Source organism: Klebsiella spallanzanii, from assembly GCF_902158555.1.
Lineage (GTDB): Bacteria > Pseudomonadota > Gammaproteobacteria > Enterobacterales > Enterobacteriaceae > Klebsiella > Klebsiella spallanzanii.
Window position 1 is genome coordinate 71,819 of record NZ_CABGGS010000008.1, and the last position, 25,201, is coordinate 97,019.

The 25,201-nt window shown below is 55.5% G+C and carries 25 protein-coding genes, 1 pseudogene and 1 riboswitch; of the genes and pseudogenes, 16 read left to right on the top strand and 10 right to left on the bottom strand.

What is annotated here, in order from left to right:
* The first annotated feature begins 22 nt into the window (after positions 1–22).
* Both malF and malG read left to right on the top strand, forming a co-directional pair.
* Complete coding sequence (gene malF / locus FN082_RS10090; protein ID WP_142981526.1) at positions 23–1,567, top strand: maltose ABC transporter permease MalF; 1,545 nt, start codon at positions 23–25, stop codon at positions 1,565–1,567.
* A gap of 14 nt (positions 1,568–1,581) precedes the next feature.
* Positions 1,582–2,472, top strand: a complete 891-nt coding sequence (gene malG, locus FN082_RS10095) for a maltose ABC transporter permease MalG (RefSeq protein ID WP_110277254.1) — start codon at positions 1,582–1,584, stop codon at positions 2,470–2,472.
* 316 nt (positions 2,473–2,788) lie between these two features.
* Here the strand turns inward: malG and psiE are convergent, their stop codons facing one another.
* Entirely contained in the window at positions 2,789–3,199 is a 411-nt protein-coding gene (gene psiE / locus FN082_RS10100; RefSeq protein WP_110277227.1) for a phosphate-starvation-inducible protein PsiE, read from the bottom strand.
* A gap of 328 nt (positions 3,200–3,527) precedes the next feature.
* Here psiE and FN082_RS10105 point away from each other — a divergent pair, with 328 nt between their 5' ends.
* Positions 3,528–3,983 carry an acyltransferase gene (locus tag FN082_RS10105; RefSeq protein WP_142462580.1) on the top strand — a complete coding sequence of 152 codons (456 nt, stop codon included), beginning with the start codon at positions 3,528–3,530 and terminating at the stop codon, positions 3,981–3,983.
* Between the two features lie 101 nt (positions 3,984–4,084).
* On the opposite strand, the gene pgi is transcribed toward FN082_RS10105, so the two are convergent.
* Entirely contained in the window at positions 4,085–5,734 is a 1,650-nt protein-coding gene (gene pgi, locus FN082_RS10110; RefSeq protein WP_139540804.1) for a glucose-6-phosphate isomerase, read from the bottom strand.
* A gap of 352 nt (positions 5,735–6,086) precedes the next feature.
* Positions 6,087–6,320: riboswitch (Lysine riboswitch) on the top strand.
* Positions 6,321–6,500: 180 nt separating this feature from the next.
* Between pgi and lysC the strand changes: the two genes are divergently transcribed.
* Complete coding sequence (gene lysC, locus FN082_RS10120; RefSeq protein WP_142462582.1) at positions 6,501–7,850, top strand: lysine-sensitive aspartokinase 3; 1,350 nt, start codon at positions 6,501–6,503, stop codon at positions 7,848–7,850.
* A gap of 131 nt (positions 7,851–7,981) precedes the next feature.
* The gene (panS, locus tag FN082_RS10125; protein WP_139540802.1) at positions 7,982–8,932 is read left to right on the top strand and encodes a ketopantoate/pantoate/pantothenate transporter PanS; all 951 of its coding nucleotides are present in this window, start codon (positions 7,982–7,984) and stop codon (positions 8,930–8,932) included.
* 167 nt (positions 8,933–9,099) lie between these two features.
* Here the strand turns inward: panS and FN082_RS10130 are convergent, their stop codons facing one another.
* A complete protein-coding gene (locus tag FN082_RS10130; protein ID WP_139540801.1) occupies positions 9,100–9,438 on the bottom strand; it encodes a helix-turn-helix domain-containing protein in 339 nt (112 codons plus the stop codon).
* A complete protein-coding gene (locus tag FN082_RS10135) occupies positions 9,435–9,791 on the bottom strand; it encodes a type II toxin-antitoxin system RelE/ParE family toxin (RefSeq protein WP_139540800.1) in 357 nt (118 codons plus the stop codon). The genes FN082_RS10130 and FN082_RS10135 overlap by 4 nt, the downstream gene beginning before the upstream one ends.
* A gap of 194 nt (positions 9,792–9,985) precedes the next feature.
* Between FN082_RS10135 and FN082_RS10140 the strand changes: the two genes are divergently transcribed.
* Positions 9,986–10,258, top strand: coding sequence for a DUF3811 domain-containing protein (locus FN082_RS10140; RefSeq protein WP_110277236.1), 273 nt, complete (start codon positions 9,986–9,988; stop codon positions 10,256–10,258).
* Here the strand turns inward: FN082_RS10140 and rluF are convergent.
* Positions 10,255–11,124: a 23S rRNA pseudouridine(2604) synthase RluF gene (rluF, locus tag FN082_RS10145; RefSeq protein WP_112215910.1), complete on the bottom strand. Its 870-nt coding sequence runs from the start codon at positions 11,122–11,124 to the stop codon at positions 10,255–10,257. The genes FN082_RS10140 and rluF overlap by 4 nt on opposite strands.
* 424 nt (positions 11,125–11,548) lie before the next feature.
* Between rluF and FN082_RS10150 the strand changes: the two genes are divergently transcribed.
* The 8 genes from FN082_RS10150 to FN082_RS10185 all read left to right on the top strand — a co-directional run bounded on the left by FN082_RS10150 (position 11,549) and on the right by FN082_RS10185 (position 18,316).
* Complete coding sequence (locus FN082_RS10150) at positions 11,549–12,496, top strand: sugar-binding transcriptional regulator (RefSeq protein WP_328592129.1); 948 nt, start codon at positions 11,549–11,551, stop codon at positions 12,494–12,496.
* A gap of 71 nt (positions 12,497–12,567) precedes the next feature.
* A complete protein-coding gene (locus FN082_RS10155; protein WP_142981527.1) occupies positions 12,568–13,371 on the top strand; it encodes an SDR family oxidoreductase in 804 nt (267 codons plus the stop codon).
* A gap of 9 nt (positions 13,372–13,380) precedes the next feature.
* Positions 13,381–13,788 (top strand): mannose/fructose/sorbose PTS transporter subunit IIA, encoded by a 408-nt coding sequence (locus FN082_RS10160; RefSeq protein WP_139540797.1) that lies wholly within the window; start codon positions 13,381–13,383, stop codon positions 13,786–13,788.
* Positions 13,788–14,282, top strand: coding sequence for a mannose/fructose/sorbose PTS transporter subunit IIB (locus FN082_RS10165; RefSeq protein ID WP_112215913.1), 495 nt, complete (start codon positions 13,788–13,790; stop codon positions 14,280–14,282). Before FN082_RS10160 ends, FN082_RS10165 begins: the two co-directional genes overlap by 1 nt.
* A gap of 187 nt (positions 14,283–14,469) precedes the next feature.
* Positions 14,470–15,267, top strand: coding sequence for a PTS mannose/fructose/sorbose transporter subunit IIC (locus tag FN082_RS10170; protein WP_142514418.1), 798 nt, complete (start codon positions 14,470–14,472; stop codon positions 15,265–15,267).
* Positions 15,268–15,278: 11 nt separating this feature from the next.
* Complete coding sequence (locus tag FN082_RS10175; protein WP_105889496.1) at positions 15,279–16,103, top strand: PTS system mannose/fructose/sorbose family transporter subunit IID; 825 nt, start codon at positions 15,279–15,281, stop codon at positions 16,101–16,103.
* Between the two features lie 178 nt (positions 16,104–16,281).
* Positions 16,282–17,514 (top strand): L-sorbose 1-phosphate reductase, encoded by a 1,233-nt coding sequence (gene sorE, locus FN082_RS10180; RefSeq protein ID WP_142981528.1) that lies wholly within the window; start codon positions 16,282–16,284, stop codon positions 17,512–17,514.
* Positions 17,507–18,316, top strand: coding sequence for a shikimate 5-dehydrogenase (locus FN082_RS10185; protein WP_142981529.1), 810 nt, complete (start codon positions 17,507–17,509; stop codon positions 18,314–18,316). Before sorE ends, FN082_RS10185 begins: the two co-directional genes overlap by 8 nt.
* A 194-nt stretch (positions 18,317–18,510) precedes the next feature.
* On the opposite strand, the pseudogene FN082_RS10190 reads toward FN082_RS10185, so the two are convergent.
* From FN082_RS10190 to FN082_RS10215, 5 genes and pseudogenes are all read right to left on the bottom strand, one after another.
* Positions 18,511–18,606, bottom strand: a pseudogene (locus tag FN082_RS10190) (type II toxin-antitoxin system CcdA family antitoxin); the annotation flags it as partial.
* Between the two features lie 142 nt (positions 18,607–18,748).
* Entirely contained in the window at positions 18,749–19,114 is a 366-nt protein-coding gene (locus FN082_RS10195; RefSeq protein ID WP_142462588.1) for a hypothetical protein, read from the bottom strand.
* Between the two features lie 358 nt (positions 19,115–19,472).
* Positions 19,473–21,014 carry a DHA2 family efflux MFS transporter permease subunit gene (locus FN082_RS10205; protein ID WP_142981530.1) on the bottom strand — a complete coding sequence of 514 codons (1,542 nt, stop codon included), beginning with the start codon at positions 21,012–21,014 and terminating at the stop codon, positions 19,473–19,475.
* Between the two features lie 11 nt (positions 21,015–21,025).
* Entirely contained in the window at positions 21,026–22,141 is a 1,116-nt protein-coding gene (locus FN082_RS10210) for an HlyD family secretion protein (protein ID WP_142981531.1), read from the bottom strand.
* Positions 22,131–23,615 carry an efflux transporter outer membrane subunit gene (locus FN082_RS10215; RefSeq protein ID WP_208436570.1) on the bottom strand — a complete coding sequence of 495 codons (1,485 nt, stop codon included), beginning with the start codon at positions 23,613–23,615 and terminating at the stop codon, positions 22,131–22,133. The genes FN082_RS10210 and FN082_RS10215 overlap by 11 nt, the downstream gene beginning before the upstream one ends.
* Before the next feature lie 108 nt (positions 23,616–23,723).
* Here FN082_RS10215 and FN082_RS10220 point away from each other — a divergent pair, with 108 nt between their 5' ends.
* Positions 23,724–24,341, top strand: coding sequence for a TetR/AcrR family transcriptional regulator (locus FN082_RS10220; protein ID WP_142462591.1), 618 nt, complete (start codon positions 23,724–23,726; stop codon positions 24,339–24,341).
* Positions 24,342–24,432: 91 nt separating this feature from the next.
* Positions 24,433–25,122, top strand: a complete 690-nt coding sequence (gene pepE / locus FN082_RS10225; RefSeq protein ID WP_142981537.1) for a dipeptidase PepE — start codon at positions 24,433–24,435, stop codon at positions 25,120–25,122.
* The last annotated feature ends 79 nt before the right edge of the window (positions 25,123–25,201 follow it).

Sequence of the window (25,201 nt, forward strand, 5' to 3'; positions counted from 1 at the left end):
AAGTGTAAAGAGGATGATCCCCATGGATGTCGTGAAAAAGAAACACTGGTGGCAAAGCCCGCAGCTCACATGGTCTGTGATCGGCTTGCTGTGCCTGCTGGTGGGTTACCTTGTTGTTTTGATGTACGCCCAGGGGGAGTACCTGTTTGCCATCATGACGCTGATTTTAAGCTCGGTTGGCCTGTATATTTTTTCCAATCGCAAGGCCTATGCCTGGCGCTATGTTTATCCGGGTCTCGCCGGGATGGGGCTGTTCGTTCTGTTCCCGTTGATCTGCACCATCGCTATCGCTTTTACCAACTACAGCAGCACCAACCAGCTGACCTTCGAACGCGCTCAGCAGGTGCTGATGGACCGCTCTTTCCAGGCGGGTAAATCCTACAACTTCGCACTCTACCCGGCTGGAGATGAGTGGAAGCTGGCGCTGACCGATGGTGAGAGCGGCAAAAACTATCTATCTGACGCCTTTAAATTCGGCGGCGAGCAGAAGCTGGCCCTAAAAGAGGCTGACACCCTGCCGGAAGGTGAGCGCGCCACTTTGCGCGTGATTACGCAAAACCGTACCGCCCTGAACCAGCTGACCGCCGTACTACCGGACGAGAGCAAAGTCATTATGAGCTCTCTGCGTCAGTTCTCCGGAACCCAGCCGCTGTATGCATTGGCTAATGACGGCACGCTGACCAACAACCAGAGCGGCGTGAAATATCGCCCGAATGCCGACGTTGGCTTCTACCAGGCCATTAACGCCGACGGCAGTTGGGGCAGCGAGAAGCTGAGCCCGGGCTACACCGTGACCATCGGCTGGGATAACTTCACCCGCGTGTTCCAGGATGAGGGTATCCAGAAACCGTTCTTCGCAATCTTCGTCTGGACGGTGGTTTTCTCTATCCTGACCGTTATTCTGACCGTTGCGGTCGGCATGGTGCTCGCCTGTCTCGTACAGTGGGAAGCCCTGAAAGGTAAAGCAATTTACCGCGTACTGCTGATTCTGCCTTACGCCGTACCGTCGTTTATCTCGATTCTGATTTTCAAAGGGTTGTTCAACCAGAGCTTTGGTGAGATCAACATGATGCTCAGCGCGCTGTTCGGCATCAAACCGGCCTGGTTTAGCGACCCAACCACCGCACGTTCGATGATTGTCATCGTCAACACCTGGCTCGGCTATCCATACATGATGATCCTGTGCATGGGCCTGCTGAAAGCAATTCCTGATGATTTATATGAAGCCTCGGCAATGGACGGCGCAACCCCGTTCCAGAACTTCTTTAAGATTACGTTTCCGCTGCTGATTAAGCCGCTGACGCCGCTGATGATCGCCAGCTTCGCCTTTAACTTTAATAACTTCGTACTGATTCAGCTGTTGACCAACGGCGGGCCGGACCGACTCGGCACCACCACACCAGCGGGCTATACCGACCTGTTGGTGAGCTACACCTACCGTATCGCCTTCGAAGGCGGCGGCGGCCAGGACTTCGGCCTCGCGGCGGCTATCGCCACGCTTATCTTCCTGCTGGTAGGCGCGCTGGCGATTATTAACCTGAAAGCCACACGTATGAAGTTTGATTAAGGGAGATAACGATTATGGCTATGGTTCAACCCAAATCTCAGAAGCTGCGCCTGGTGACAACGCACCTCCTGCTACTGATTTTTATCGCGGCGATTATGTTCCCGCTGCTGATGGTCATCGCTATCTCACTGCGCGAAGGCAACTTCGCCACCGGTAGCCTGATCCCTGAAAGCATCTCCTGGGAGCACTGGCGGCTGGCGTTAGGCTTCAGCGTTGAACACGCTGATGGTCGCGTCACGCCACCGCCCTTCCCGGTCCTGCTGTGGCTGTGGAACTCCATCAAAGTGGCGGGCATTACCGCGATTGGTATCGTCGCGCTCTCGACCACCTGCGCTTACGCTTTTGCCCGCATGCGCTTCCCGGGTAAAGCGACGCTACTGAAAGGGATGCTGATTTTCCAGATGTTCCCGGCGGTTCTGTCGCTGGTCGCTCTGTACGCCTTGTTCGATCGCCTCGGCCAGTATGTGCCGTTTGTCGGCCTGAATACCCACGGCGGCGTCATCTTCGCCTATATGGGCGGTATCGCGCTGCACGTCTGGACGATTAAAGGATATTTCGAAACTATTGACGGCTCGCTGGAAGAAGCAGCGGCGCTGGATGGCGCGACCCCGTGGCAGGCTTTCCGCCTGGTGCTGCTCCCGCTGTCGGTACCGATTCTGGCGGTAGTGTTTATTCTGTCGTTCATCGCCGCAATTACCGAAGTGCCAGTGGCCTCGCTGCTACTGCGCGATGTGAACAGCTACACCCTGGCGGTCGGTATGCAGCAGTATCTCAACCCGCAGAACTATCTGTGGGGCGACTTTGCCGCCGCGGCGGTGCTCTCTGCCATCCCGATTACCGTGGTATTCCTGCTGGCCCAGCGCTGGTTGGTTAACGGTCTGACGGCAGGCGGAGTGAAAGGTTAAGTTTTTTGTAACACCCGCCCCAAATTTCAGAGGAGGGATGACGATTTAGCGGCAATGCACGACCCCAACCGGGTATTGCCGCTGTCACCCTCAGCTGAAAAAGTAAGGCAAATGCCACTGCTATTCACAAAATCATTCGAGATGCATCGGGGCGGCAAGGGAAGAAATCCCCAGGAGCATAGATAACTATGTGACTGGGGTTTCTGAGCGCAGCCAACAAAGAGGCAGCTTGAAGGATGATGTGTATATCCTCAACTGGACCCTACATAAATTCTATTTGTGACTGTTGGTCAGCGGCCCTGGAGGCCGCTTTTTTTTACTCGCGTTTCAGGCGGTTGGAGTTACACAGCCAGAGCGTAATCACCAGGATCAGGATCGCGGCGGAGTAAATCAGCACCGCCATCGGCGAGTCATGATCGATAATAATCAGGCGCACGATAGCGGTAATGCCGATATAGACAAAATAGCGTAGCGGGAAGTGAAATCCCGATTCGAAGTACTTCACAATCAGCGCAATAAACTCAAAATAGAGGAAGTAAACCACCAGCCCTTCCACCAGCTTGTACTTGCTGACTGGCTCCGGTGTAAACAGCACGTGCGCCAGATGCAGCGTCTCTTTGCCCAGAAAAACAATCAGAATAATCCCCAGGCACAGCAGGCCGAGGTTTAAAACGGTTTGCATTGCGGTTGCAATAAAACTCACCAACGGACGATAAACCGGCGGCATAGGTACACCTCTTCATTATCATTTCTTGTGACCTGTATAACGCAAAAATGTGATCCAGATCGACATTATTCGTTAACTTTTTGCCACCGGCAGCGTAGATGTAACAATCACTTGTCAGGCTGGTGGGTTAAAAACATCATATTTCGTTCCGCCACCCAACAAAGCACATTACATATACCCTAAATAATTCGAGTTGCTTAAAGGCGGCAAGGGAGTGAGTCCCCAGGAACATAGATAACTATGTGACTGGGGTGAGCGAGCGCAGCCAACACATAAGCAACTTGAAGTATGACGGGTATATTCTGGCCAAACAGATCTGAGAGGCAGCATGCATACGCTTCGAGAAACTGCTATTCGCAACGTCACCAGCGGCGAGAACGTGGTGATTTACCAGCCCACCAACCTCTACGACTGCACGCTTGGCGACAACGTCTTCGTCGGACCATTCGTTGAAATTCAGGGAAATACTCGTATCGGTCGCGACAGCAAAATTCAGTCCCATACCTTTATTTGCGAGTACGTCACCATCGGCGAGCGTTGTTTTATCGGCCACGGGGTGATGTTCGCCAACGATATGTTCCGCGACGGTAAGCCGAATGCTGACCGCGAAAGCTGGGGGAGAATTGTGATTGGCAGCGATGTGTCTATCGGCAGCGGCGCGACTATCCTGGCGGTCAGCATCTGCGATGGCGCGGTGATTGGTGCGGGCAGCGTGGTGACGAAGTCGATTACCGAGAAAGGCGTGTGGGCGGGGAATCCGGCGAAACTGCTGCGGCGGCTATAAAAAATGCCGACCACATGGGTCGGCATTGTGCTCGCATTTTTGCCGGGCGGCGGCTAACGCCTTGCACGGCCTACAAAACCCCCGCCATCCGTAGGCTCTAATTATGCACGCCAGGATTTATAGCGGTTAATCAGACCGTTGGTAGAGCTGTCGTGGCTGCTCACTTCGGAACCATCTTTCAGCTCCGGCAGGATGCGGTTAGCCAGCTGTTTGCCCAGCTCAACGCCCCACTGGTCAAAGGTGAAGATGTTCATGATCACGCCCTGAGTGAAGATCTTATGTTCATACAGGGCAATCAGCGCGCCCAGGCTGAACGGGGTGATTTCACGCAGCAGGATGGAGTTAGTCGGACGGTTGCCTTCAAATACTTTGAACGGTACCACATGTTCCAGGGTTGCTGGATCTTTACCCTGATCGCGATATTCCTGCTCAACCACTTCGCGGGATTTGCCAAACGCCAGCGCTTCGGTCTGCGCGAAGAAGTTAGACAGCAGCTTCGGATGGTGATCGGACAGCGGGTTATGGGTGATCGCCGGAGCGATAAAGTCGCAAGGCACCATTTTGGTTCCCTGGTGAATCAGCTGGTAAAACGCATGCTGACCGTTTGTACCCGGCTCGCCCCAGATAATTGGGCCAGTCTGGTAATCCACGGCGTTGCCGTTACGGTCAACGTATTTACCGTTGGATTCCATATTGCCCTGCTGGAAGTAGGCGGCAAAGCGGTGCATATACTGGTCGTACGGCAGAATTGCTTCGGTTTCGGCACCGAAGAAGTTGTTGTACCAGATACCGATCAGCGCCAGCAGCACCGGCAGGTTTTTCTCCGCCGGGGTGGTGGAGAAGTGTTTGTCCATCGCGTGCGCACCGGAGAGCAGCTCAACAAAGTTGTCGAAGCCCACGGACAGAATGATCGACAGACCGATGGCGGACCACAGAGAGTAACGACCGCCAACCCAGTCCCAGAACTCAAACATATTGGCGGTATCAATGCCGAACTCACCAACCGCTTTACCGTTGGTAGAGAGCGCGGCAAAGTGTTTCGCCACGTGCTTCTCATCGCCTGCGGTCGCCAGGAACCAGTCACGCGCGCTGTGGGCGTTAGTCATGGTTTCCTGAGTGGTAAAGGTTTTAGACGCCACCAGGAACAACGTGGTTTCCGGATTAACGCCTTTCAGCACTTCGGCGATGTGGGTGCCATCGACGTTAGACACAAAGTGCATATTCAGGTGATTTTTGTACGGGCGCAGCGCTTCGGTCACCATGAACGGGCCGAGGTCGGAGCCGCCGATACCGATGTTCACAACGTCGGTAATCGCTTTACCGGTATAGCCTTTCCAGCTACCGGAAATAATGGCTTCAGAGAAGGTTTTCATCTTCTCAAGCACGGCGTTTACTTCCGGCATTACATCTTTGCCATCAACCAGAATCGGCGTATTGCTGCGGTTACGCAGCGCAACGTGCAGCACCGCACGGTCTTCGGTACGGTTAATCTTCTCGCCGGAGAACATGGACTTAATGGCGTCGGCCAGGAAGGTTTCTTTGGCCAGATCTTGCAGTTTTGCCAGGGTCTCTTCGGTGATGCGGTTTTTGGAGAAATCCACCAGCATCAGATCGTCGAACGTTGCGGAGAATTTAGAGAAACGGTCGCTATCTTTCGCGAACAGATCCGCGATGGTAACGTCCTTCATTTCATCAAAGTGTTTCTGTAATGCCTGCCAGGCAGATGTCTGCGTTGGGTTGATGTTTTTCATTAGCAATACTCTTCTGATTTGAGAATTGTGACTGCGGTCGATTGTAGCGCCGGTGACGAAAAATTGTGATGATTTTTGTGTTATACCGATGATACGCGTCAGGATTAGCGCCAATTTGGCGCAAAACGCCCCTGATAGTATAGCCATCATAAGGCTTTTTTCTGTCAGCTACCTGCGCATGAAAAATCCGCATAACCCTGACGTTGACATACTCCGCCTGAAGCCTTTATATAACGGCAGTACCTATACATACACATAGGTATGTTGCTCGCGCATTTCACGCTACAGCGAAAGGGTATTGCAGGGGGGTATAATGTCCCGCGTCCCCCTGGCAAAGTGAAAGACGTCGGTAATTGCCAGAAGAGGTGCGTTGCCCAGGTAACCGTATTGGAGGAACCAGTCCGGGGAAAATACGTGAGGGGGAGCAACGCCGAGGTGAATAAGCGTCTGGTTACGCTCATCACCGGCCACAGGGGCTGAATCCCCTGGGTTGTCACCAGAAACGTTCGCAGTCGGGCGTTTCATACTCGCCAACTGATGCCACGCACCGGCAGGCGGGTCTACAAGGTGGAGCACTTCTGGGTGACATCGTAGTTTGTTTATCGCTCTGCGCCCACCCTGTTTTTCGCTCTTCCCTTGTGCCATGGCTGAATAATTTGGCCTGGCTTATTAAGACATTTTGTTGCAATCCGGATGCGTCCAGCCTCACCAGGATTGGTTGTCAGGAATCGTTTTAATAAGTCAGGCCCCCTGACACGAGGTTGTTATGACAGATTTAGTGATCGCCAAATTCGGCGGCACCAGCGTTGCCGATTTTGATGCCATGAACCGCAGCGTAGACGTCGCGCTGCTGGATGCCAACACCCGCGTAGTGGTGCTTTCCGCCTCTGCGGGCGTGACCAACCTTCTGGTCGCTTTAGCGGAAGGGCTGGAGCCCGGCGAGCGCTTCGAAAAGCTCGATGCTATGCGCCAGATCCAGTTCAATATTCTGGAGCGTCTGCGCTATCCGAACGTCATTCGCGATGAAATTGAGCGCCTGCTGGAAAACATTACCACTCTGGCGGAAGCCGCATCGCTGGCCAGTTCAACCGCGCTGACCGACGAACTGGTCAGCCACGGCGAGCTGATGTCCACTCTGCTGTTTGTCGAGATCCTGCGCGAGCGCGGCATCGCCGCCCAGTGGTTCGACGTACGCAAAATTATGCGCACCAACGACCGCTTTGGCCGTGCTGAACCCGATATCGCCGCCTTATCTGAATTAACCCAGCAGCTGCTGGCCCCGCGTCTTGCAGAAGGCCTGGTGATCACCCAGGGCTTTATTGGTAGCGAAGCCAAAGGCCGCACCACTACGCTCGGACGCGGCGGCAGCGACTACACCGCGGCGCTGCTGGGCGAAGCGTTAAACGCCGCCCGCGTCGATATCTGGACCGATGTTCCGGGTATCTATACTACCGACCCGCGCGTCGCTCCGGCCGCCAAACGCATCGACGTGATCGCTTTTGAAGAAGCAGCGGAAATGGCGACCTTTGGCGCGAAAGTCCTGCATCCAGCAACCCTGCTCCCCGCCGTACGTAGCGATATTCCGGTATTCGTTGGCTCCAGCAAAGAACCAAAAGCCGGCGGTACGCTGGTGTGCAAAGACACCGAAAATCCGCCGCTGTTCCGCGCGCTGGCGCTGCGCCGCAAGCAGACCCTGCTGACCCTGCACAGCCTGAATATGCTGCACTCGCGCGGTTTTCTCGCCGAAGTATTCAGTATTCTGGCGCGTCACAGTATCTCCGTGGATCTGATCACCACTTCCGAAGTGAGCGTGGCGCTGACCATGGATACCACCGGCTCAACCTCCGCTGGCGATACCCTGCTGACTCAAGCGCTTTTGACCGAGCTTTCCTCCCTGTGCCGCGTAGAGGTCGAGCAGGATCTGGCGCTGGTCGCCATCATTGGCAACGAACTATCGAAAGCATGCGGCGTTGGTAAAGAGGTATTTGGCGTCCTGGAGCCGTTCAACATTCGTATGATTTGCTACGGCGCATCCAGTCACAATCTGTGCTTCCTGGTACCGGGCGCGGATGCCGAGAAAGTGGTGCAGAAATTGCACCATAATTTATTTGAATAATATCGCTTAGCACGATAAACAATACCTATAGCCGGGCTCGAACCCGGCTTTTTTATAACAACATCAACACAACAGACTCACCATTACTCGGGATTTTCTGAGTATGGCGCGTCAATCGTAAGGAAAACAACATGCTCGCCACGCTTACGCGGCTGTTCCCATTATGGGCGCTGCTGCTCTCGGTTATCGCGTATTACACGCCCTCCACTTTCACTCCCGTTGGTCCATGGGTCCCGACGCTGCTGATGCTGATTATGTTCGGTATGGGCGTACACCTGAAAGTGGACGATTTTAAACGCGTCCTTTCCCGTCCGGCACCGGTGGCCGCGGGGATTTTTCTGCACTATCTGGTGATGCCACTTGCCGCCTGGCTGCTGGCGCTGATTTTTCATATGCCGCCGGAACTGTCTGCCGGGATGGTACTGGTCGGTAGCGTCGCCAGCGGTACAGCATCCAACGTCATGATATTTCTGGCGAAAGGCGATGTGGCACTGTCGGTCACCATCTCGTCGGTTTCCACGCTGGTCGGCGTGGTGGCAACGCCGCTGCTGACGCGCCTTTACGTCGATGCACATATTCAGGTGGACGTGATGGGGATGCTGCTCAGCATTCTGCAAATCGTGGTGATCCCGATTGCGCTGGGGCTGGTGGTGCATCACCTGCTGCCAAAAGTCGTAAGGGCGGTAGAACCGTTCCTTCCCGCTTTCTCAATGGTCTGCATTCTGGCGATTATCTGCGCCGTGGTGGCTGGTTCCGCTTCGCATATCGCCTCCGTGGGCTTTGTGGTAATCATCGCGGTTATCCTGCACAACACCATCGGCCTGCTCGGCGGCTACTGGGGCGGACGACTGTTTGGTTTTGATGAATCCACCTGCCGTACGCTGGCGATTGAGGTAGGGATGCAGAACTCAGGTCTGGCCGCCGCGCTGGGGAAAATCTACTTTGGTCCGCTGGCTGCGCTGCCAGGCGCGCTGTTCTCGGTATGGCACAATCTTTCCGGCTCGCTGCTGGCGGGTTACTGGTCAGGGAAGCCGATTGCGGATGAATCGCGTAAAACGGGAAAAAAAGCTAACAATCCGTAATTTTCCCGGTGGCGCTGCGCTGACCGGGCTACAGTCCGTGCGGTTTGCGGGTTTTGTAGCCCGGACAGATGCGCAGCACCGCCTCCGGGATCTCACCTGATGGTGCCGCGCTTACCAAAGCTACGAGTTTGCGGGTTTTATACTTACCGTACATTGGAAGCATTGTCTTAACCCACCAGGAGCGTGACCGGTCTGCCTAATTTTCCCAACATCATCACCAGCGCATCCAGGGTGAATTTATTCGTTTTTAGGTTAACGACATCCGAAACCCGGGGGCGGGAGATGTTTAATTTCGCTGCGGCCTCCGTCTGTTTCAGATGGTTCTCATCAATCCAGTCAGAGATCTCCTGCATAAGCTGTTGCTTAAGAATAATAAGCTGCTCAACTTCACGCTCAGCGCCCTGCTGGAGCAGGTTTGCCTGAGTCTCATCAAATCCCAATTCGGCAAAAATATTGGCATCCGCAGAGGTGATATGGCGAATGTTACTGTCGATGACTTTGCTCATTTATGGCTCCTGTGCTCTTGCTGAACGGCCTGGAAACGAACTCTTGCTATGCGTTTATCATGGTCGGAAATTCGCTGTGTTTTTTTACTGAAGCAGTGCAGGACATACACCGCATTGCCAAAACGGGAAAGATAGATAATCCGGAATGTCCCGGACGTCTGACGAAGCCTTATTTCTTCCACTCCACGACCAATTTCCGACATCGGTTTCCAGTCGGCAGCCTCTAAGCCCGCTTGTAAACGATGCAACTGGTATCCGGCATCTTTACGAACGTCTTCAGGAAAACTAAGCAAGTCCTCAAACGAACTTCCAATCCATGCAATAGACTTATGTTCTCGCTTCTGTAATAGCATACCACATTCTTGTATAAAATTTTATACAAAACAAAGAGAGATAGCCGAGACGAGCGCTTGTCCATTGCTACGCTACGTCAGCCAGAACGGCCCGTCACTTCAGAAGGGAATAATCTGCGAGTCGCTTTCAGGATTAGTTCTATTTTGTATCGAATACCGTACACTGAAGTCATCGGCTAACTGAGGGCACCACTATGGCACTCCCCCGCATTACCCAAAAAGAGATGACCGAACGCGAACAGCGCGAACTGAAAACTCTACTCGACCGCGCGCGCATTGCGCATGGCCGTCCGCTGACTAACGCGGAAACCAACAGCGTGAAAAAAGAGTACATCGATAAACTGATGGTTTTACGCGAAGCAGAGGCAAAAAAAGCCCGCCAGTTGAAGAAAAAGCAGGCTTATAAACCGGACAGTGAAGCATCATTTTCCTGGTCGGCAAGTACGCCGACGCGCGGCAGGCGTTAGCGCCCTTTCTTTTTGCGCCCCGGCTGAACAAAACGTTTACCGTTCGACGCCGGGCGTGATTTCTCAGCCGTCTTTTCGATTGCCACTACCGGGCGTTTAATCCCCGCCGTTTTCGGCTTCGCTTTGGCCTTCGGTTTCGCTTCTGAAGAGGAGTTCTCAATCAGCTTAAACAGATCGATCAGCTCATCATCGGTTAAATCGCGCCATTCCCCCAGCGGGATCCCCGTCAGGCTGACGTTCATAATCCGCGTGCGTTCAAGCTTCATCACTTCATAGCCAAAGTGCTCGCACATGCGGCGGATCTGGCGATTCAGCCCCTGCACCAGAGTAATGCGAAAAACAAACGGGGCTTCCTTTTTGACTTTGCACTTCTTCGTCACCGTGCCGAGAATCGGTACGCCCGCCCCCATCCCACGGATAAACTCATCGGTCACCGGCTTATCGACGGTAACCAGGTACTCTTTTTCGTGATCGTTACCAGCGCGCAGGATCTTGTTAACCAGATCACCATGATTGGTCAGAAAGATCAGCCCCTGCGAGTCTTTATCCAGACGACCAATCGGAAAAACGCGTTTGCTGTGGTTAACGAAATCGACGATGTTGTCGCGCTCGCCGTCTTCGGTGGTGCTGACAATGCCAACGGGTTTGTTCAGCGCAATCAGCACTAAATCATCCGCTTCACGCGGCTCAATCAACCGACCATTGACCTTTACCACGTCGCCAGCTTTCACCTGGTCGCCAATGGTGGCGCGCTTGCCGTTGATAAAAACGTTGCCTTGTTCGATAAAGCGGTCGGCTTCACGACGCGAGCATATTCCGCTTTCGCTGATGTATTTGTTGAGTCGGGTTGATGAGTCGGGCAGCATAACGTCTCCTGAAACACTTCATCCTTCAAGTTGTCCGGGCGCTCACTCTCTTGCCGCCTTGATAAAACTTGAATGCTTTTATGTTTAAAACGCGAAATATACCCTACCTTGCGGGCGATAAAAAATAATCGCGTACTCACTGCCTGGCGCTAAATGTGATCTATCGCGCCTTTCAACACAAAAGTGTTCCTTTAAGACTTCTGCAACTTTGCCTGGCGAAATAAAGCAGAATCAGACCCTTAGCACTACCCGCACAAACGTGCCATAAACCGCCCACCATCACATCAAATGTGCAACATAAACCGCCAGTACATCATTATGAAATAGATGAAAATTGCTTTGAAGTACAGCATCGATAGGGTTATATCAGATCAGGACAGCAAATATGTGATTTGCACAAATGTGCAGGAGTCGAAAGATGACGATGGAAAATAGCGACGATATCCGCCTGATCGTGAAAATCGCCCAGCTCTACTATGAGCAGGATATGACCCAGGCGCAGATTGCCCGCGAACTGGGGATTTATCGCACCACCATCAGCCGTCTACTGAAACGCGGTCGCGAGCAGGGCATCGTCACTATCGCCATCAACTACGACTACAACGAAAACCTGTGGCTTGAGCAGCAACTCAAACAAAAGTTTGGCCTCAAAGAGGCGGTAGTCGCCACCTGCGACTCTCTGATGGAAGAGGACCAGCTTAATCTTATCGGTCAGCACGGCGCACAGTTGGTCGACAGGTTGCTGGAACCAGGCGATATCGTCGGTTTCTCCTGGGGTCGCGCGGTGCGTGCGCTGGTAGAGAATCTGCCGCAGGCCAGCCAGTCGCGTCAGGTCATTTGCGTGCCGATCATCGGCGGCCCCTCTGGCAAACTGGAAAGCCGCTACCACGTCAATACGCTGACCTACGGCGCGGCGGCGAAGCTGAAGGCCGAATCGCATCTCGCCGACTTTCCGGCGCTGCTGGATAACACATTAATTCGCAACGGTATTATGCAGTCCAGGCACTTTAAAACCATCGCCTCTTATTGGGATAACCTCGACGTTGCGCTGGTAGGGATTGGTTCTCCGGCGATTCGCGACGGCGCCAACTGGCATGCATTTTACGGCAGCGAAGAGAGTGATGACCTCAATGCTCGTCACGTGGCTGGTGATATCTGCTCACGTTTTTACAATATTGACGGCGCGATGGTTGAAACCGCGATGAGCGAAAAAACGCTCTCTATTGAGATGGCAAAACTTAAGCAGGCGCGTTATTCGGTAGGTATCGCGATGGGTGAGGAAAAATACTCCGGTATTCTTGGCGCATTAAACGGCAATTACATTAACTGCCTGGTGACAAACAGAGAAACCGCCGAGTTATTGCTGAAGTAAATTTCAAAAATATGATTTCACGCAGCCCTGCTGCGGGGGATCCCTTTATCTAAAGAAAACAGGAGTCGATAATGAAAACGTGGTTAAATTTAAAAGACAAAATTATTATTGTTACCGGCGGCGCATCAGGAATTGGTCTGGCCATTGTCGATGAGTTATTAGCCCAGGGCGCCAATGTGCAGATGAGCGATATTCACGGCGGTGATAAACATCAGGACGGTGAAAATTATACTTTCTGGCCAACTGATATTTCCAGTGCCAGCGAAGTGAATAAGACCGTCGACAGTATTATTCAACATTTTGGCCGTATTGATGGTTTGGTAAATAATGCGGGCGTTAACTTCCCTCGTTTACTTGTCGATGAGAAAGCGCCGGCCGGTCGTTATGAATTAAATGAAGCCGCATTCGAAAAAATGGTAAATATCAACCAGAAAGGCGTGTTCCTGATGTCGCAAGCAGTGGCTCGCCAGATGGTCAAACAGCGCGACGGCGTGATCGTTAACGTCTCCTCCGAAAGCGGGCTGGAAGGCTCCGAAGGCCAGAGCTGCTATGCCGCAACCAAAGCCGCGCTGAATAGCTTTACCCGCTCCTGGTCGAAAGAACTGGGCAAACACGGCATCCGCGTTGTAGGCGTTGCGCCCGGCATTCTGGAAAAAACAGGACTGCGTACGCCGGAATACGAAGAAGCGCTGGCCTGGACCCGCAGCATCACCGTTGAACAGCTACGCGAAGGCTACACCAAGAACTCCATTCCGATTGGTCGCTCAGGTCGCCTCTCTGAAGTCGCTGATTTTGTTTGCTATCTGCTCTCAGAACGCGCCAGCTATATCACCGGAGTAACCACTAACATCGCGGGCGGAAAAACGCGCGGCTAAGGAGGAAAAATGGTTAATGTCATCTTCTGTGCCCACGGCCAGCTGGCCTGCGCCATGCTCGACTCGGTACGCATGGTCTACGGCGATGTCAACGTCAACGCCGTGGAATTTATCCCCGGCGAGAACGCGGGGGATATCGCCACAAAGATTGAAAAGTTAGTAAGCACTCACAGTGATGAGCAATGGCTTATTGCCGTCGATTTACAGTGCGGCAGCCCGTGGAACGCCGCCGCCGGGCTGGCGATGAGCAACCCGCAGCTTCGGGTCATCAGCGGCTTGTCGCTACCGTTGGCTCTGGAACTGGTGGATAACCAGCAAACGATGAACGCTGACGAACTGTGCCAACACCTGGAAGCCATCGCCAGCCAGTGCTGTGTCACCTGGCGGCAGCCGGAAACCGTTGAGGAGGATTTCTGATGAACATTACGCTCGCCCGTATTGATGACCGTTTAATTCATGGTCAGGTCACCACCGTGTGGTCAAAAGTGGCCAACGCCCAGCGAATTATTATCTGTAATGACGATGTTTATAACGACGAAGTTCGCCGTACGTTACTGCGTCAGGCCGCACCTCCGGGCATGAAGGTTAACGTAGTGAATCTCGAAAAAGCCGTCGCCGTATATCACAACCCGCAATATAAAGACGAAACGGTTTTTTATTTATTCACTAACCCGCAGGACGTATTAACCATGGTGCAGCAGGGCGTGAAAATAGCGACGCTGAATATTGGCGGCATGGCCTGGCGACCGGGTAAAAAACAATTAACCAAAGCGGTGTCATTAGACGAAGCGGATATTAACGCCTTCCAGCAACTGGATAAGCTGGGCGTTAAACTCGATTTACGCGTCGTGGCCTCCGATCCATCGGTTAATATTCTCGACAAAATAGCAGAGCAGTCCGTTACAGAATAATAAATCGCGCCTGTTTTATTACACACTGTCATTCTGGATGCATCGCGGCGGCAAATGAGCGAGTCACCAGGAGCATAGATAACTATGTGACTGGAGCGAGAGAATGTAGCCAACAAAGAGGCAGCCTGAAGGACATCGTGTAAATGCCGTAACAGGCAGGGTTACACTCATCTTAAAGGTCATAATTATGGAAATTAGTACCCTACAAATAATAGCCATATTTATTTTTTCCTGTATTGCCGGGATGGGCAGCGTGCTGGATGAATTCCAGACCCACCGCCCATTAATCGCTTGTACCGTCATTGGCTTAATTCTCGGGGATTTAAAAACCGGGATTATGCTCGGCGGCACCCTGGAGCTCATTGCGCTGGGCTGGATGAACGTCGGTGCAGCGCAGTCTCCGGACTCGGCGCTGGCCAGTATTATCTCGGCCATCCTGGTGATTGTCGGCCATCAAAGCATCGCCACCGGGATAGCTATCGCGTTACCGGTCGCCGCCGCGGGCCAGGTGCTCACCGTGTTCGCCCGTACCATTACCGTGGTGTTCCAGCATGCGGCGGATAAAGCAGCAGAAGAGGCGCGCTTTGGGACCATCGATTTGCTGCACGTCTCGGCGCTGGGCGTCCAGGCGCTGCGCGTCGCTATCCCCGCGCTGGTGGTCTCGCTGTTCGTTAGCGCCGATATGGTCAGCAATATGCTTAACGCCATCCCGGAATTCGTCACTCGCGGTCTGCAAATCGCTGGCGGTTTTATCGTCGTAGTCGGCTACGCCATGGTGCTGCGCATGATGGGCGTGAAGTATCTGATGCCCTTCTTCTTCCTCGGCTTCCTCGCGGGCGGCTATCTCGACTTCAGCCTGCTGGCCTTCGGCGGCGTGGGGGTCATCATCGCGCTGATTTATATCCAGTTGAACCCGCAGTGGCGTAAGCCTGAACCACAGGCCACAGCCACCTCTTCCACCGCCCTTGACCAGCTTGACGACTGATGGAGCCCAACATGGAACAGAGAAAAATTACCCAAGGCGACCTGGTGAGCATGTTTCTGCGATCCAACCTGCAGCAGGCGTCATTCAACTTCGAACGAATTCATGGGCTTGGCTTTTGCTACGACATGATCCCGGCGATTAAGCGTCTCTATCCGCTGAAAGAGGATCAGGTTGCCGCGCTGAAACGCCATCTGGTGTTCTTTAACACTACCCCGGCGGTCTGCGGCCCGGTCATTGGCGTAACGGTGGCGATGGAGGAAGCGCGGGCTAATGGCGCGGCTATCGACGACGGCGCAATCAACGGTATCAAAGTCGGCCTGATGGGCCCGCTGGCCGGGGTTGGCGACCCGCTGGTATGGGGGACATTGCGGCCGATTACCGCTGCCCTCGGCGCATCGTTGGCGCTCTCCGGCAATATTCTTGGCCCGCTGCTGTTCTTCTTTATTTTCAACGCAGTACGTCTGGCCATGAAATGGTACGGACTGCAGTTGGGCTTTCGCAAAGGGGTCAATATCGTCAGCGATATGGGCGGCAACCTGCTGCAAAAACTGACCGAAGGGGCCTCCATTCTGGGCCTGTTTGTAATGGGCGTGCTGGTCACCAAGTGGACCACCATCAACGTGCCGCTGGTGGTTTCGCAAACGCCGGGCGCCGATGGCTCGACCGTCACCATGACCGTGCAGAACATCCTCGATCAGCTCTGCCCCGGCCTGCTGGCCCTTGGCCTGACGCTGCTGATGGTGCGTCTGCTTAATAAAAAAGTGAACCCGGTATGGCTGATTTTCGCCCTGTTTGGTTTGGGGATTATCGGTAACGCGCTGGGCTTCCTGTCCTGATTATTCCGCTCCGGCGATGCCGGGGCTACTTCAACAAGTTAGCCCCAAAAGATTTCGTAGTACGGCAAGGCGGCAACTGAACGTATCCCTGGGAGCGTAGATCCACTACGTGACCAGGGTGCGTGAAGGAAGCCAACACAGCCGTAATGCGAAAGATGAAGGGGATGAGGTGGTAAACATGCAAACAACAACAGCCCTGCGCTTATACGGCAAACGCGACCTGCGCCTGGAAACCTTCGAACTCCCGGCGATGCAGGATGATGAAATCCTCGCCCGCGTGGTCACCGACAGTCTGTGTCTCTCCTCCTGGAAAGAGGCGAATCAGGGCGAGGACCATAAAAAAGTGCCGGACGATGTGGCGACCAACCCGATCATCATCGGCCATGAGTTCTGCGGTGAAATTATCGCCGTCGGTAAAAAGTGGCAGCACAAGTTTCACGCCGGTCAGCGCTATGTGATTCAGGCCAACCTGCAGCTGCCGGACCGCCCGGACTGCCCCGGCTATTCATTCCCCTGGATCGGCGGCGAAGCAACCCACGTGGTGATCCCCAACGAGGTGATGGAGCAGGATTGCCTGCTCTCATGGGAAGGCGATACCTGGTTTGAAGGCTCGCTGGTGGAACCGCTCTCCTGCGTGATTGGCGCGTTCAACGCTAACTATCATCTGCAGGAAGGGACCTACAATCACACGATGGGCATTCGCCCGCAGGGACGCACGCTGATCCTCGGCGGCACTGGCCCGATGGGGCTGCTGGCTATCGATTACGCGCTGCATGGCCCGATCAACCCGTCGCTGCTGGTGGTTACCGACACCAATAAGCCAAAGCTCAGCTATGCGCGTCAGCACTATCCATCCGAGCCGCAAACGCTGATTCACTATCTTGATGGCAATGATGCCAGCCGCGAAACGCTGATGGCGCTCACCGGCGGTCACGGTTTTGACGATATTTTCGTTTTCGTCCCGAATGAACAGCTCATCACCATGGCTTCATCGCTGCTGGCTGCTGACGGCTGCCTGAACTTCTTTGCCGGTCCGCAGGATAAACAGTTCAGCGCACCGATCAACTTTTACGATGTGCATTACGCTTTCACCCACTATGTGGGCACCTCCGGCGGTAATACCGACGATATGCGCGCCGCCGTAGCGCTGATGCAGGCGAAAAAGGTTCAGACCGCCAAAGTAGTGACCCATATTCTGGGACTTAACGCGGCGGGCGATACTACTCTGGATTTACCGGCAGTTGGCGGCGGTAAAAAGCTGGTCTACACCGGGAAAAATATCCCGCTCACGCCGCTTGGCGAAATTAGCGACCCGGAGCTGGCGGCGATTATGGAGCACAACCACGGCATCTGGTCAAAAGAGGCGGAAGAGTACCTGCTGGCCCACGCGGAGGATATTACTCATGATTAATCGCGACACGCTGCTGTGTATGTCCCTGGCAGGGCGTCCGGGCAACTTCGGCACCCGATTTCATAACTATCTGTATGAAAAGCTGGGACTGAACTACATCTATAAAGCCTTTACGACCAAGGATATTGAAGCGGCGGTCAAAGGCGTGCGCGCGTTAGGTATTCGCGGCTGCGCGGTATCGATGCCGTTTAAAGAGAGCTGCATGCCGTTTCTCGACGCTATCGACCCTTCGGCGAAGGTGATCGACTCGGTTAATACCATTGTCAACGACGACGGTAAACTGACCGGGCTGAACACGGACTACATCGCGGTGAAAAGCCTGATTGACAGTAACCAACTCGATTCCTCCGCCAAAGTGATGATCCAGGGCAGCGGCGGGATGGGCAAAGCGGTGATCGCCGCCTTTCGCGATGCCGGTTTCCACGACGTGATTATCGCCGCCCGTAACCGTGATAATGGTCTGGCGCTGGCGAAGCAGTATGGCTTTCAATGGCAGCCAAAGCCGGAGGGGCTGCCGGTGGATATTCTGGTTAACGTCACCCCGCTCGGTATGGCGGGCGGCGCGGAAAGCGAAACCCTGGCCTTCAGCCAGACGATGGTGGAACAGGCCAGCGTGGTGTTTGATGTGGTCGCCCTGCCGCCAGAAACCCCGCTTATCAAGCTAGCACAGCGGCTGGATAAGCAGGTGATCAGCGGCGCGGAAGTCATTGCCTTACAGGCCGTGGAGCAGTTTGCGCTCTACACCGGCGTACGCCCTGACGATGCGCTGGTCGCCGAAGCCTCGGCGTTTGCCAGAGGGTAAGTCGCCACCCAGACTCAGGCACAATGTGCTCCCTCTCCCTTTTTAAGGGAGAGGGCTGGGTGAGGGTTAACGCTCAGTAAACTATCCGCGGAATGTCCCGGAGGCGGCGCTCGACGCGCCTGTCCGGGCTACCAAACCTCAGACCGCATGGACCTGTGTAGCCCGGTCAGCGCAGCGCCACCGGGAAGACATAGTTAAAATGATCGCTGAAAATCGCTAAATGAGCCATTTTCAGCCACCCACTGGTTAATGGCATCAATCGAACGCTGATTTTCCCATTGCCACCCGGACGCTTCATCCGCTGGTGCCCCTTCTTCTCGCGTATCTTTTTGCATACCAGGCTCTCCAGATAACATTTCTTCCTCTCAAACTTATCGTATTTCCTGAGATGTAACACGCCCCACATCACTGGTCTGCGAGGCGCTTTCCAGATTAATTCAGAGAGTCGCTGGCAAAAACTTGCCGATCTGCCTTCGCTTCCAGCAGCGCCAGCGCAGGAATCAACTGGCTGATGCAGGCCAGGCTATGCCCTAACTGACATACGCTTTCGGCGGAAAAAGGCACCGGATCTTCGTTAGCCATCGTGACAAGGCTGTCACCCAGAAAATGCAGCGTATGGCACAACCCCGCCAGACACTCCTCGCAGCCAAAAGAGAGCGCCAGATTTTCTTCAGGAGTTAACGGACTAAAATCGAGATGATGGATCGCGTCGACAAGCGGGAAATGGAGCAGATTAGCCTCGGGGATCGTGGAGAAAGACTCGGGGCAGGCGTTAGTGGTACGATTAGCAGCAGCCATAGCATTACCTCGTATAATGTGGTGGTCAGACGCCCCGATCGTGTTGCTGCACTTTCGGGGCGTTGTCATTTTTAGCATGTGATAGTAATGTGTCATCACACATGCTCACACTACCCCAGTGTAATTTAGGTGTCAACACACATGAATGAAAGAAGAGGAAACCCACCGTTTCAGTTTCGCCTGGACCCGGAACTGAGAAAGGCAATGGAAGAGGCACAACGTTTGGATGGAGACGAATCGTTAGCCGCCTGGATTAAGCGAATTATCAGAAAAGAGTTAAAACAGAAGGGGTTTGATATTTAAACCCCCGACGCAAACAGCCTCGCTGCGCCGGGGGGGTTTAGCGTAAAGGTAAGACTTAGTGCCCGCCCGCGCCGGCCTCCACCACGCGTGAAGGGCGCGGCGCCAGCCAGATAACGCTGGCGGCGATCACAAACGCGATGCCGATACCGATCATCATCTGGTTGGTCGCCAGCATCGAGCTCTGGCCGACAATCAAACCGTCAATCGCCTGATTCACCGCATCCACCGGCATCCCGCTGTGGGTCAGCATCTCGCGCACGCTGCCGTCGCTGTCCACAATCCCCACCAGTTCAGCGTGGTTATAGGTGATACGGTTATCCCAGACGGTGGTCACCAGCGAAGTAGCAAACGCGCCTGAGAGGGTACGGAGGAAGTTCATCAGCCCGGCGGCGGAGTCCATCTCCCGTTCCTCGACGCTGGCCAGCGCCAGAGTGGTGGTTGGGATAAAGAAGAACGGCAGCGCGAACCCGAGCACCAGCAGCGGAAGGGAGACATCCCAGAACGCCATATCGGTGTTGGCGATGGCGCGCCAAAATGAAACCACGCCCATCCACAGCACGCCCCAGAACACCAGCTTGCGCGGGTCGAAACGACCGGCAGCCATCGCCACCAGCGGCGCAACGAGGAAAGAACTGACCCCGGTCCATGCGGTGGCGAACCCCGCTTGCGTTGCGGTGTAGCCCATAAAGTTTTGCAGCCACAGCGGCGTCAGTACGTTAACGCCAAAGAAGGCAGCGAACGCCAGACTGATGGTCAGCACGCTGACCGAAAAGCCGCGATGGCGGAAAACCCGCAGGTCCACCACCGGCGTCTCCTCGTGCCACTCCCAGATAAGAAAGGCGATAAACCCCACCACCGCTACAACACAGAGGGTGATAATGGTATTTGACGAGAACCAGTCGAGGTTTTTCCCTTCATCCAGCATCAGTTGCAGCGCGCCTACCCATACCACCAGCAGAACCAGTCCGATCACGTCAATACCGCTGCGCGACAACTTATCGGTATAGCGTTTCAGCAGATTCCAGGCAAAGAAGGCGCTGATCCCGGCAATCGGCGCGTTAAGGAAGAAGACCCACGACCAGCTGAAATCATCGCACAGATAGCCGCCGAGGATCGGCCCGACCACCGGTGCGACCATCGTCGTCATCGACCACAGGCCAATCGCGGCAGAGACTTTCTCGCGCGGGAAGATGCGCATCAGCAGCGTCTGCGACAGCGGCATCAGCGGCCCGCCGCTCAGCCCCTGGAAGACCCTCGCCACCACCAGAATGCCGATCGAACCGGAAATACCGCAAATAATAGAAAAGACGCCAAACAGCACCATCGAGGCGATAAACACCCGCACCGAGCCAAAGCGCGACGCCAGCCAGCCGGTCAGCGGCACGGTGATCGCCTCCCCTACGGCATAGGCGGTGATCACCCAGGTGCCCTGACTGCTGGCGGCCCCCAGGGCACCGGCGATATGCGGCACCGCCACGTTGGCGATGGTCATATTCAGCACGGCGATAAAGTTGGCGGTCGCGAGGATAATCGCGGCGAGCCACAGCGCAGCGCCGGTCAGCGGCTGGATTTGCGGCTCTGCAACAGACTGATTCATACCATCCCCCATCAGCGCCCACGGGTGTCGATTTCAGCGTGCATTGACAGCCCCACCTTCAGCGGATGTTTATCCAGCTCGATCGGGTCAAGCTTGATACGTACCGGCAGGCGCTGAACAACCTTGATCCAGTTGCCGGTGGCGTTCTGCGCCGGAATGGCGGAAAACGCTGAGCCGGAGCCGCCGGAGAAGCCTTCCACCACGCCGTGATAGGTCACGGAGCTGCCGTACAGATCGGCATGCAGCTCCACCGGCTGGCCGACGCGAACGTTGGTTAGCTGCACCTCTTTATAGTTGGCGTTGACGTACATCTCATGGACCGGCACGACGGTCATCAGCGGCATCCCCGCCTGCACGCGCTGCCCCGGTTCAACCTGACGTTTAGCAATAATGCCTTCGACCGGCGCACGAATTTCAGTACGCGCCAGATCGACGGCGGCCTGATCGCGGCGTGCGCGGGCCAGCGCCACTTCAGGATGGTTTTCCACCGAGGTGTCGCGGATGCGCACGGCGTTGGTTTCCCGCGCGCTAAGGGCCGACGCTCGGTTAGCTTTCGCCTGGCTGGCCGCCGCCTGCTCCGCCGCCAGCCGGGCTTTGGCGCTATCCCAGGCGTTCTGCGCCTGCGTCAGCTCATCGCCGGATACCGCGCCGTCGGCCACCAGCGCCTTGCGCCGCTTCAGATCGATACTGGCGCGGGAAAAATCTGCCTGCGCGACCGCCAGCTGCGCCGCCGCCCGCAGTTCATCCGCTTCACGGGCCTGAATCTGCGAATGGAGGTTGCTGTCGGTGGTGAAGTAGCCCTTCACCCGCCGGATGGTGTTTTCCAGCTCCGCGTCCGCCTGGGCCTTCGCCAGCCGGGCGTCGGTAGGATCGATACGCACCAGCAGATCGCCCTTTTTCACCACCTGCGTATCTTTGGCCAGTACCTCGCTGACCGTCCCGCTAATCGACGGCGTCACCTGAGTGATTTCCACCGCCGCATAGGCGTTATCGGTAGCGACAAAATGCGAACCATGAAAAAACCAGTATCCGCCGGATAGCACCCCGGCGACGATAACCAGGCCTGCCAACATCGCTAGTTGCTTTTTACGTCGTTGTTGGCTTACGTTTGGGGTTTTAGACATCATCAGATCCTTTTGCTTCTTCATCCTGCGGCTGCTGGTAGCCGCCACCCAGCGCGCGCTGTAGCGCGACATCAACAGAGAAGGCGCGCGACTGCACCACGGCAAGCCGGCGCTGACATTCCAGTACCGAGTCCTGGGCGTACAACACGTCGATGTACGTCGCCAGACCTCCTTCATAGCGTTTACTCACCACCCGCCAGGCCTCGCTGGCCTCGGTTGCCGCCGTCTGCGCGCTGGCAATTTGCGCCGTCAGGGCTTTCTGACTCAGCCCCGCGCTCGCCACCTCCTGCAACGCATGGGTGACGGTAGCGTTGTAGCGGGCGGCGGCGATATCGTACTCGGCCATCGCGCCGCGCAGCTCGCCGCGCAGGCGACCCCCGCTGAAGATAGGCAGCCAGATAGCCGGTCCGGCATTGCCGAATTTCGATCCTGATTCGATGAGGTTATCCAGCCCCAGCGCCTGGAAGCCGACAAACGCCGACAGGTTGATGTTGGGGTAAAACGCCGCTTTGCGGGCGCTGACTTCGCTGTCCTGCGCCTGCGCCATCAGACGGGCGGCGACGATATCCGGGCGACGGCCCAGCAGGTTGACGGGGAGCTGTTCCGGCAGTCCGCGTACGTTGTGCAAATTAATTTGCGGCCGCTTGATGGCCAGTCCGCGATCCGGCCCGGCCCCCAGCAATTCTGCAAGCTGATAGCGCGTAAGCTGGATGCGCTCATCAAGCACCTGCAGTTCGCCCTGCGCGGCGGCCAGCCGCGACTGGGCAATATGCAGGGCCGAGCGGGTTTCCATACCGTTGTGATAGCGTTTATCAAACAGCTCAGCTGTTTTACGCCGCGCCTCCACCACCTCCGCGACGCTGTCGCGTTCGGCGTAATATTGCGCCAGATTGGCATACGCCATCGCGACCGCTGCGGACAGCTCCAGTTGCGCCTGATACTGCTCCGCGCGGGTCGCCTCAATCACCGAAGTCGCCGCCGCCAGCGAGGCGCGGTTTTTGCCCCAGAAATCCAGATCCCACGAAAGGTCGAGCGTCGCCTGGCCGTACTCTTTCCAGCCAATGGGCGACATTTCCCGCGGCAGTAAATAGTTGTAGGACTGACGCTGCTGGCTGGCCGTCGCCGACGCGCTGAGCTGCGGCAGCAGTGTCGATCGCGCCTGCTGGCCTCTGGCCTCGGCGCTGCGCAAACGCGCGGCGGCAATCGTCATATCGGGGGAATTGGCCAGCGCCTCATCAATGAGGGTATTGAGCTGGCTGTCGCCGTAGCTGCGCCACCACTGCTGCGTCGGCCAGACGACTTCAGCATTGAGCGGCAGCGTGCTGGCCCCGTAGCTTTCAACAGACTTAAGTTCCGCCTTCGGCGGTGCATCCGGTAGCTGCGCGCAGCCGACCAGCCACAGCGCGGCTGCCAGCGGCATCAGCGTTCTGCAGCAGGCCGAGCGCGTAAAAAATGAAGGTAAGGCATCCTGATCCATAATTATGTCTATCCTGATATTGAACTGTACTGTACGGTACAGTTTTGGAGTGTATCAGAGTCGTGATAAAATTGAACAGCCCTTTCTTTTCTCAGCCGGTCGCCAATTATGAAAATCACCAGAACCGAAGCAAAACGACAAAGCATCCTTGATGAAGCCACGCAGGTATTTCGCGAACTGGGTTATGAAGGCGCTTCAATGGCCGAGATTTGCGCCCGCGTCGGCGGCTCGAAGGCCACGCTGTATAACCATTTCGCTTCGAAAGATGAGCTGTTTTTTGAGGTGATGTCGCGCCTGTGCGAAGAAGAATTCTCCGCGGTGCTCAAGCTGGTGGAGCCATCAATGCTGGAGCGCGGCGACATTACGCTGGCGCTGAATCAGTTTGGTCAACGCTTTTTGCACTTTATCTACTCTCCGGATGTGCAATCCAACCAGCGGCTGGCGATTGCCGGTTCCGGTAACAACAAGTTGGGCGATCTTATCTATCAGCGCGGCATCCTGCGCGTTCAGCAGCTGATCGCCGACTTTTTATCTCTCGCGATGGAGAATGGTTTGCTGCGCCGCGCCGATCCGCGCATTACGGCGTTGCACCTGAGCGCATTGCTGCAAGCGGAGCTAATGGACCGGTTCTTATTCCGCCAGCAAGAGAGCGTTGATGATGAAGAAGTGCGGCAGGTCACGGCGCGCGCCGTCGAGGTGTTTATGGCGGCTTACCTCCCGCGTTAAGCTCATTCTAGCGTGAGCCACGTCAGCCAGCAGAATGATAAGCTATGCTAACATCCACAACCGACGAATTATCTGGCTGAATGGAGAAATGATGGAACTGCTGTTATTGAGTAACTCAACGCTGCCGGGCAAAGCCTGGCTGGAACATGCGCTACCGACGATTGCCGGGCAGCTAAATGGCCGTCGCTCAGCGGTGTTTATTCCTTTCGCCGGGGTGACGCAAAACTGGGATGACTACACTGCAAAAACCGCCGCCGTCTTTGGCCCAATGGACGTGGCGGTTACCGGAATTCACAGCGTGGCTGACCCGGTTTCGGCGATTGAAAACGCAGAGATAGTTATCGTCGGCGGCGGCAATACCTTCCAGTTGCTGAAAGAGTGCCGCGAACGCGGCCTGCTGGCACCGATAGTGGACGTAGTGAAGCGCGGCGCGCTGTACGTCGGCTGGAGCGCGGGGGCTAACCTTGCCTGCCCGACCATCCGCACCACTAACGATATGCCGATTGTCGACCCTCAGGGCTTTGATGCGCTGGGGCTGTTCCCGCTACAAATTAACCCGCATTTCACCAACGCTCTGCCGGAAGGCCATCAAGGCGAAACCCGTGAACAGCGCATTCGCGAGCTGCTGGTGGTTGCGCCGGAATTGACAATTATCGGCTTGCCGGAAGGCAACTGGATTCAGGTGACACAGGGCCACGCGACCCTCGGCGGCCCGAACCCGACGCTGGTGTTCAGGGCGGGAGAAGAGGCAGTAACTCTAAACGCAGGGCATCGTTTCTGATCCCTTGATCTCACTTTCCCGGAGGCGGTGCTGCGCACCTGTCCGGGCTACCCAACCCCAGACCGCACGGGCCTGTAGC

What these genes read in the sequence shown, in the direction of transcription:
- malF (WP_142981526.1), top strand. Translation starts at nt 23, where the DNA reads ATGGATGTCGTGAAAAAGAAACACTGGTGGCAAAGCCCGCAGCTCACA.
- malG (WP_110277254.1), top strand. Translation starts at nt 1,582, where the DNA reads ATGGCTATGGTTCAACCCAAATCTCAGAAGCTGCGCCTGGTGACAACG.
- psiE (WP_110277227.1), bottom strand. Translation starts at nt 3,199, where the DNA reads ATGCCGCCGGTTTATCGTCCGTTGGTGAGTTTTATTGCAACCGCAATG.
- FN082_RS10105 (WP_142462580.1), top strand. Translation starts at nt 3,528, where the DNA reads ATGCATACGCTTCGAGAAACTGCTATTCGCAACGTCACCAGCGGCGAG.
- pgi (WP_139540804.1), bottom strand. Translation starts at nt 5,734, where the DNA reads ATGAAAAACATCAACCCAACGCAGACATCTGCCTGGCAGGCATTACAG.
- lysC (WP_142462582.1), top strand. Translation starts at nt 6,501, where the DNA reads ATGACAGATTTAGTGATCGCCAAATTCGGCGGCACCAGCGTTGCCGAT.
- panS (WP_139540802.1), top strand. Translation starts at nt 7,982, where the DNA reads ATGCTCGCCACGCTTACGCGGCTGTTCCCATTATGGGCGCTGCTGCTC.
- FN082_RS10130 (WP_139540801.1), bottom strand. Translation starts at nt 9,438, where the DNA reads ATGAGCAAAGTCATCGACAGTAACATTCGCCATATCACCTCTGCGGAT.
- FN082_RS10135 (WP_139540800.1), bottom strand. Translation starts at nt 9,791, where the DNA reads ATGCTATTACAGAAGCGAGAACATAAGTCTATTGCATGGATTGGAAGT.
- FN082_RS10140 (WP_110277236.1), top strand. Translation starts at nt 9,986, where the DNA reads ATGGCACTCCCCCGCATTACCCAAAAAGAGATGACCGAACGCGAACAG.
- rluF (WP_112215910.1), bottom strand. Translation starts at nt 11,124, where the DNA reads ATGCTGCCCGACTCATCAACCCGACTCAACAAATACATCAGCGAAAGC.
- FN082_RS10150 (WP_328592129.1), top strand. Translation starts at nt 11,549, where the DNA reads ATGGAAAATAGCGACGATATCCGCCTGATCGTGAAAATCGCCCAGCTC.
- FN082_RS10155 (WP_142981527.1), top strand. Translation starts at nt 12,568, where the DNA reads ATGAAAACGTGGTTAAATTTAAAAGACAAAATTATTATTGTTACCGGC.
- FN082_RS10160 (WP_139540797.1), top strand. Translation starts at nt 13,381, where the DNA reads ATGGTTAATGTCATCTTCTGTGCCCACGGCCAGCTGGCCTGCGCCATG.
- FN082_RS10165 (WP_112215913.1), top strand. Translation starts at nt 13,788, where the DNA reads ATGAACATTACGCTCGCCCGTATTGATGACCGTTTAATTCATGGTCAG.
- FN082_RS10170 (WP_142514418.1), top strand. Translation starts at nt 14,470, where the DNA reads ATGGAAATTAGTACCCTACAAATAATAGCCATATTTATTTTTTCCTGT.
- FN082_RS10175 (WP_105889496.1), top strand. Translation starts at nt 15,279, where the DNA reads ATGGAACAGAGAAAAATTACCCAAGGCGACCTGGTGAGCATGTTTCTG.
- sorE (WP_142981528.1), top strand. Translation starts at nt 16,282, where the DNA reads ATGCAAACAACAACAGCCCTGCGCTTATACGGCAAACGCGACCTGCGC.
- FN082_RS10185 (WP_142981529.1), top strand. Translation starts at nt 17,507, where the DNA reads ATGATTAATCGCGACACGCTGCTGTGTATGTCCCTGGCAGGGCGTCCG.
- FN082_RS10195 (WP_142462588.1), bottom strand. Translation starts at nt 19,114, where the DNA reads ATGGCTGCTGCTAATCGTACCACTAACGCCTGCCCCGAGTCTTTCTCC.
- FN082_RS10205 (WP_142981530.1), bottom strand. Translation starts at nt 21,014, where the DNA reads ATGAATCAGTCTGTTGCAGAGCCGCAAATCCAGCCGCTGACCGGCGCT.
- FN082_RS10210 (WP_142981531.1), bottom strand. Translation starts at nt 22,141, where the DNA reads ATGATGTCTAAAACCCCAAACGTAAGCCAACAACGACGTAAAAAGCAA.
- FN082_RS10215 (WP_208436570.1), bottom strand. Translation starts at nt 23,615, where the DNA reads ATGGATCAGGATGCCTTACCTTCATTTTTTACGCGCTCGGCCTGCTGC.
- FN082_RS10220 (WP_142462591.1), top strand. Translation starts at nt 23,724, where the DNA reads ATGAAAATCACCAGAACCGAAGCAAAACGACAAAGCATCCTTGATGAA.
- pepE (WP_142981537.1), top strand. Translation starts at nt 24,433, where the DNA reads ATGGAACTGCTGTTATTGAGTAACTCAACGCTGCCGGGCAAAGCCTGG.